Origin of the sequence: Mycoplasmopsis ciconiae (assembly GCF_036350065.1) — a bacterium.
GTDB classification, from domain to species: domain Bacteria; phylum Bacillota_I; class Bacilli_A; order Mycoplasmatales; family Metamycoplasmataceae; genus Mycoplasmopsis; species Mycoplasmopsis ciconiae.
Window position 1 is genome coordinate 101,281 of sequence record NZ_JAZDWZ010000003.1, and the last position, 7,315, is coordinate 108,595.

Sequence of the window (7,315 nt, forward strand, 5' to 3'; positions counted from 1 at the left end):
GCTAACTTTAAAATTTTGTTAGATTAAATCTTGTTAAAACCAAAAAACCAATTTCGTCCTCAAAAGATAACTCAAAACAAAACATTTTGTTTCTAAATGGCTAAATTTGTATTTTAAACTCGTTTTTAAAATATAAAAATGAAAATTTTTTTCAGTTTTTATGAAAAATTTACACTCAATTTGATAACATTAAAACATGAAGACAATTTCTTATAAAGATATATCAAAAATAGCAAATGTTTCTATTTCTACCGTTAGCCGTTACTATAATAATGGTTATGTTTCAAAAAAGACAAAGGAGAAAATCGAACAAGTTGTTCAGCAATTTGAATATTACCCAAATCATGGAGCTAGATTAATTAGAGGAAGAGATAATTCTGTGTTTGTAATTATCCCTGAATGACCTCAAGGTATCTATATGTCTATTGCCAACGGGATTGTTCAATCAGCTAAAATTCACAACAAAAAAGTTAATACAACTTTTACCGAAACTACAACCAAAGAATATATTGACACAATTAGATATGTTTTAAGTTGAAGACCTACTTCAATTGTTTTATTTGTGCCTGAATATGATGAAGAATTATTCAATTTCTTAAGAACTATTGAAGACACAACAATTGTTGTTTATGGTCACGAAGTTTTAGGTTTAAACTGAATTAAAATTGACGAATATAACGCTTTTTATCAATTAACAAAAGCCTTTCACCAAACAATTATCGATAACGAAAAAATGTTATTCGTTGTTGATACAAAATTAAATTCAACTCAAGTTAAAGATCGTCGTGATGGTTTTATCAACGCATGTAATGAGTTAGGAATTGAATACGAAATTTACGAACTACATGGAAAAAGTAAAAATGGTGTTAATGAATTTAACCGTTACACACGTAAAAATGGATTCAGCAACATCGTTTGTTCAACTCACGAAATTTTCATTTCACTTAATGTTTTAGGAGATAAATCACTACGTTTAACTGATATAGGTTATCAATCAGTTTATGATTATATAAGAACATACAAAGCTAAGGTCTTTGTTGATTATCCAAATATTGGATTAGAAATTGAAAATATTATTTGAGCAAAAAATGCCGATTTTGTTTTAAAATCAAAATTAATTAAAACAAGAATTATTACTTAAGCACTATTTAGGTGCTTTATTTTATTTATTGAGGAGTTTTTATGATTAAAATTGGAAGTCATATTTCTTTTAAATCACCCGGTTATTTAGTTAGCGCTGTACAAGAGTCTTTAGATAACAAAGCAAATTGCATGATGATTTATTTAGGTGCGCCCCAAACTACTAAAAGAGTTGATGTGGCTAAATTTAACATCGACCAATATAATTTATTTTTTAAAGATTTAATTAAACCAGAAGATATTATAGTGCACGCGCCCTATATTACAAATGCAGCAAATCCTGAAAAATATCCCTTTGCATGTAATTTTTTAATTCAAGAGATAAAAAGAATGAATCACATAGGCGCTAAATATTTAGTATTGCACCCAGGAGCCTATACGGCTTTTAGTCCAGAAAAGGCACTAAAAACACTTGCTAACAGCCTTAAATACATTTTAAGCGAAACTAAAGATGTTGTAATTTGTATTGAAACTATGTCAGGTAAAGGAACTGAAATAGGAATTAATTACGAACAAATTATGTACTTAATTAACGAAGTTAATGATCCTCGAATCCAAGTTTGTTTAGACACATGTCACATATGAGACGCTGGTTACAATATTCAAGATTACGAAAACTTTAAAAAAGAACTTAAAGAAAGCGGTGTGTATCAACACATTAAAGTTATTCACCTTAACGACTCTAAAAACCCACTAAACTCTCATAAAGACAGACACGAAAATTTAGGAAAGGGTTATATTGGAACACAAACACTTAAGAAAATAGTACACGATCCTGATTTTGATAATATTCCAATAATTTTAGAAACCCCTTGAGTTGATAATAAACCTATATACAAGGAAGAAATAGCTATTTTAATGGATAAATAATGAATGATTTTTTAAAAGAAAAATTAGATAATGTCACAACTAGTCCCGGCGTTTATTTATGAAAAGATATTGACGGCAATGTTTTGTATGTAGGAAAAGCAAAAAATCTTAAAAAAAGAATGAGTCAGTATTTTCAAGGTAGATTAAATAGCTACAAAACAAGTAAATTGGTGACTCAAATACACGATTTTGAAGTTTATGTAGTCAAAAGCGAAAAAGATGCCTTGATTTTAGAAAAAAATATGATTGATAAGTATCAACCACATTATAATGTTCTGCTTTTAGACGATAAAAAATATCCATATATTAAGTTGTCGCTAAATAAAAAACTAGAAATTTCCTTAAATAGATATATCAAAAAATGAAATTATAAAGATACTTATTTTTACGGACCCTTTCCAAATAATTTTGGGGCAAAATACATCAAAAAAATTCTTGAAAGGGAACTTTTATACGAAAATGGCTTACAAATAGTTAATAACGACAAATCATTTTGAAAAAAACAATATGATCGAGCCATTGATATTCTAATGCTTAAAGATAAAAAATTTTTACAAGAGCTAAGTATAAAAATGGATCAATTTGCACAAAATTTAGACTTTGAGCAATCTATTGAGTATAGAGAAATAATTAAACACTTTGAACAACTAAAAAATAAACAAATTGTCGAATTAAAAAATGATAAAAATATCGATGTTTTTGATTTTGTTTTTGCTGATAAAAAAATATTTGTTTCGGTACTGTTTTATAGATATGGAAGTTTAATTTCACAAAACTTTTATACACTTAATTATGATATTGTTGAATCGGAAATAATTGAAAATTTCTTTAGCGATTTATATTCTAAAAATGAAAAACCTGATTTGATTTTAGCAAGCGAAAATTTAGAAAATATTATTGATAACATTGATTTAAAAATTAAAATCCCTAAAAAAGGTGCACTAAAAGAAATTGTCTCAACGGCACATTTAAATAACCTAGAAAACATAAAAAATTACACTAAAAAATACCCTTTAAGTGTTGAGCAAGATTCTAATAAAAAAATTGCTGTTGTGCAAAAATTAGCCACATTATTAAATATTGATAAAATCAACAAAATTATTCTTTTTGATAATTCTAATTTAGCCAATACTAATATAGTTGGTGTTGCTGTGGTTTATCTTTTAGGTGTTAAACAACCATCTTTATATAGAAAAATCAATCTCTCAAAAGATACAGTACACTTAAATAATTTAAGCGATGTTGAATATATGTATAAAAATGTTGAGAATTATTTGTATCATAATCAAATCAATTCTGATGATTTGATTATAGTAGATGGTTCAACACAACAGATAAAAGCAGCGCAAAGAGCATTTAAAAAAAATAACATAAACAACTATAATATAATTGGATTGGTAAAAAACTCTAAACACCAAACTAGAGCCATAGTAACTAAAGATTACAAAGAAATAAGAAAAATGGATGAGCAAGTTTTTTTATTTTTAAAAGAAATGCAAATTGAAGTGGATCGTTATGCTAAAAGCTATTTTAATAAGAAACATGTAAAAATGACGCTTGAAGGATCTTTAGCTAAAATTAAAGGTATAGGCCCTAAAACAGAACAAAAGCTACTTGAGCATTTTAAAACATATGCAAATATCTATAATGCATCAGCTGAAGAACTGGAAAAAGTTGTTCCACACAATATTGTGGAACTTATCATTCATAAAAAAGAAAAAAACACCTTTTAAAATAAAGGTGTAAAAATTACCATATACTTAATTTAAAAGATGAGTAAACGCGTGTTTTTACTTATCTTTTTATTTTAATTTTTTATAATATAAACATTATATAAATTAATGCCGAAAGGGAAGAAAAATGAATTACAGATACGTAAAAGTTGGTGACAAAATTAATGTCATGGACGACCCTAATTACATGGTTCAATACCTTGATATTGATGGGAATTTGATTGACAAAAACTTTAAACCAAACTATGAATTAACAAACGAACAATTAGTTGCTGCGTACACATTAATGGTACGTTCAAGACAACAAGATACTTACATGTTGCAATTACAACGTCAAGGACGTATGTTAACTTTTGCTCCTAACTTAGGAGAGGAAGCTTTACAAGCTGCAACTGCATTTGCTTTAGACAAGAAAAAAGACTGATTTTTACCAGCCTTTCGTTCAAACGCTGTGATGTTAGGTTTAGGTGTTCCAATGATTAACCAATTCTTATACTGAAACGGTAATGAAATGGGAGCCAAAACACCTGAAGACTCAAATGTTATGCCAGTTAATATCGTTATAGCTTCACAAATTTCACATGCTGCTGGAGTTGCATATGCACTTAAAATGCAAAAAACAGGTGGAGTTGCTTTAACTTTCATTGGAAATGGTGGAACAACTGAGGGGGAATTTGCTGAAGGAATTAACTTCGCAGCAGTTCAACAATATCCAGCTGTATTTTGTGTAAACAACAACCAATGAGCTATTTCAACACCTAACTGACACGAATCAATTTCATCAACAATCGCAGCTAAAGCTCACGCTTTTGGATGTGCTGGAGTTAGAGTTGATGGAAATGACTTGTTAGCTAGCTATGACGTAGTTAAAGAAGCAATTGAATATGCTAGAAATGAATCTAAACCAGTTATTGTTGAGTTCTACACATGAAGACAAGGTCCTCACACCACAAGTGATAACCCAAGATTATACCGTACAGAAGTTCAAGAAAAAGAAGAAGAAAAATGAGAACCAATGCACCGTATTGAAAAATACATGCTTGATAGAGGTATCATTACTGAAGAACAAAAACAAAAAATTTGAGATGATGCATTAGCTGAAGTTAAGGGTGTTTATGAAGAACACTTATCAAAAATTAAAGTAAATATTGATGATATTTTTGATTACACTTTTGAAAAATTAACACCAGAATTAGAAGAACAAAAAGCAGAAGCTAAAAAATACTGAGCTAAAGTTGAAGGAGGAAAATAATCATGGCTGAAAAATTAGTTTTAAATAATATTCAAGCATTAACTCACGCAATCGACTTAGCAATGGAAAAAGACGAAAGAGTTGTTTTATTTGGTGAAGATGCTGGTAATGAAGGTGGAGTTTTTAGAGCTACTGAAGGATTACAAAAAAAATACGGAATAGATAGAGTATTTGATACACCTATTTCAGAAGCTGCTATTGCCGGAGTTGCTTTTGGTGCTGCAGTTGCTGGATTAAGACCTATTGGTGAAATTCAATTCCAAGGTTTTTCTTATCCTGCTATGCAACAAATTATGACTCAAGCTGCAAGAATTAGAAACCGTTCAAGAGGACGTTTCCACTGTCCTATGGTTATAAGAATGCCTATGGGTGGAGGAATTAGAGCTTTAGAACACCACTCAGAAGCTATTGAAGCTATTTATGCACACGTGCCTGGACTTAAGGTTGTTATGCCTGCGTTCCCATATGATACAAAAGGTTTAATGTTAGCTGCTTTAGCAGATCCAGATCCTGTTATTTTCTTAGAACCTAAGAAAATTTACAGAGCCGGAAAACAAGAAATTCCTGCTGATTACTACACAGTAGAAATCGGAAAAGCAAATGTTTTAGTACCTGGAAACGACATAACAGTAGTTACATATGGTGCTCAAGTACATGATTGTTTAGCTGCTATTAAAAAAATGAGAGCAGCTGGTGATAACACATCAATTGAATTGATAGATTTAAGAACTATTCGTCCTATTGATATGGAAACTATTTTAAATTCTGTTAAAAAAACAGGTCGTTTATTAGTTGTTCATGAAGCTGTTAAAACATTATCTCTTTCAGCAGAAATTATGGCAGGTGTAAACGAAAAAGCTTTTGAATACTTAAAAGCGCCTATGACACGTTTAACAGGTTATGACATTACAGTTCCTTTAGCTAAAGGGGAATACTACCACGCTATTAATGAAGACAAAATTATTGAGTCAATTAAAAAAGTGATGGAATTTAAATTTTAATTAAGCAAAAGGAGAATGAAAAAATAATGACTATAAAATCAACACCAATTGCAAGAGCATTGGCTGCAAAATTAGGGATTAATTTAGCTGATGTTAAAGGTAGTGGTATGGACGGAAGAATTTTAATGGAAGATATTAAAAACTTTAAAGCCGCTCCTAAAGTTGAAGCTGTTGTTGCTAACGCTAGTGCTAAAGTTGAAACTAGTGCTAGTGTTGCTAGTGTTAAAAGACCTTCAACACTTGAAGCTCACAGCGAAGCTATTGCACCAATTAGAAAAGCTATTGCTAAAGCCATGACAAACTCATGATCAAATGTAGCTTATACAAACTTAAAACATGAAATTGACATGACAAATCTTTGAGATTTACGTTCAAGAATTAAAGATATCGTATTAAAAAATGAAGGTGTTAAATTAACATTTTTACCTTACATTATTAAAGCTGTTGCAGTTGCATTAAAAGAATTTCCAATCTTTTTAGCTAAATACAACGAAGCAAATCAAACTCTTGATTACCCAGGTCAAATGAATATTGGTATCGCTGTTGATACTGAATTTGGTTTAATGGTTCCTGTTGTTAAAAACGCTGATCAATTAAACTTACTAGAAATTGCTGCGGAAGTTTCTAGATTAGCTACAGCTGCTAGAAAACGTACAATTAAACCTGATGAAATGAAAGGTGCTTCATTCACAATTACTAATTATGGTTCAGTAGGTGCTTTATTTGGGGTTCCTGTTATCAATTACCCAGAATTAGCTATTGCTGGAGTAGGTGCTATTATTGATAGACCAGTTGTAAAAAATGGTGCAGTAGTACCTGGAAAAGTTATGTATTTAACAACAGCTGCAGACCACCGTTGAATCGATGGGGCTGAAATTGGTCGTTTTAATTCACGTGTTAAAGAATTATTAGAAAATCCTGAAATTTTAGGAGTGTATTAATTATGTATAAATTTAAATTTGCTGATATAGGTGAAGGATTACACGAAGGTACAGTTGCTGAAATTTATGTAAAAGATGGACAAAGCGTAAAAGAAGGTGATAACTTATTTAGTGTTGAAACAGATAAAGTTACTTCAGATATTCCTAGTCCTGTTACTGGAGTGATTAAAAAAATTATGATGGCTACGGGTGATGTTATTCACGTAGGTCAAGAAATCTTTGTTATTGATGATGGTTCTTCAAGTGATGAAGTACAAGAAACAAAACAAGAAACTCCTGCAGCTACAGCTTCAACATCAACTGATGCTAATAGTTTTTATGTGTTTAAATTTGCTGATATAGGTGAAGGATTACACGAAGGTACAGTTGCTGAAATTT

General features: G+C 30.2%; 7 protein-coding genes. All 7 read left to right on the forward strand.

Translation table 4 applies throughout. From position 1 onward, the window contains the following. Positions 1-196 precede the first annotated feature (196 nt). Positions 197-1,141, forward strand: coding sequence for a LacI family DNA-binding transcriptional regulator (locus V2E24_RS01370; RefSeq protein WP_330500639.1), 945 nt, complete (start codon positions 197-199; stop codon positions 1,139-1,141). Between the two features lie 41 nt (positions 1,142-1,182). After that, positions 1,183-2,010 carry a deoxyribonuclease IV gene (locus V2E24_RS01375; protein ID WP_330500640.1) on the forward strand — a complete coding sequence of 276 codons (828 nt, stop codon included), beginning with the start codon at positions 1,183-1,185 and terminating at the stop codon, positions 2,008-2,010. Continuing rightward, positions 2,010-3,743: a GIY-YIG nuclease family protein gene (locus tag V2E24_RS01380; RefSeq protein ID WP_330500641.1), complete on the forward strand. Its 1,734-nt coding sequence runs from the start codon at positions 2,010-2,012 to the stop codon at positions 3,741-3,743. The genes V2E24_RS01375 and V2E24_RS01380 overlap by 1 nt, the downstream gene beginning before the upstream one ends. 127 nt (positions 3,744-3,870) lie before the next feature. After that, entirely contained in the window at positions 3,871-4,995 is a 1,125-nt protein-coding gene (gene pdhA, locus V2E24_RS01385) for a pyruvate dehydrogenase (acetyl-transferring) E1 component subunit alpha (RefSeq protein ID WP_330500642.1), read from the forward strand. Positions 4,996-4,997: 2 nt separating this feature from the next. Then, the gene (locus V2E24_RS01390) at positions 4,998-5,996 is read left to right on the forward strand and encodes an alpha-ketoacid dehydrogenase subunit beta (RefSeq protein WP_330500643.1); all 999 of its coding nucleotides are present in this window, start codon (positions 4,998-5,000) and stop codon (positions 5,994-5,996) included. Positions 5,997-6,022: 26 nt separating this feature from the next. Next, positions 6,023-6,937 (forward strand): 2-oxo acid dehydrogenase subunit E2, encoded by a 915-nt coding sequence (locus V2E24_RS01395; RefSeq protein WP_330500644.1) that lies wholly within the window; start codon positions 6,023-6,025, stop codon positions 6,935-6,937. A 2-nt stretch (positions 6,938-6,939) separates the two neighbouring features. Next, positions 6,940-7,315, forward strand: a 376-nt coding sequence (locus V2E24_RS01400) for a biotin/lipoyl-containing protein (RefSeq protein ID WP_330500645.1), incomplete at its 3' end; no start/stop codon positions are given.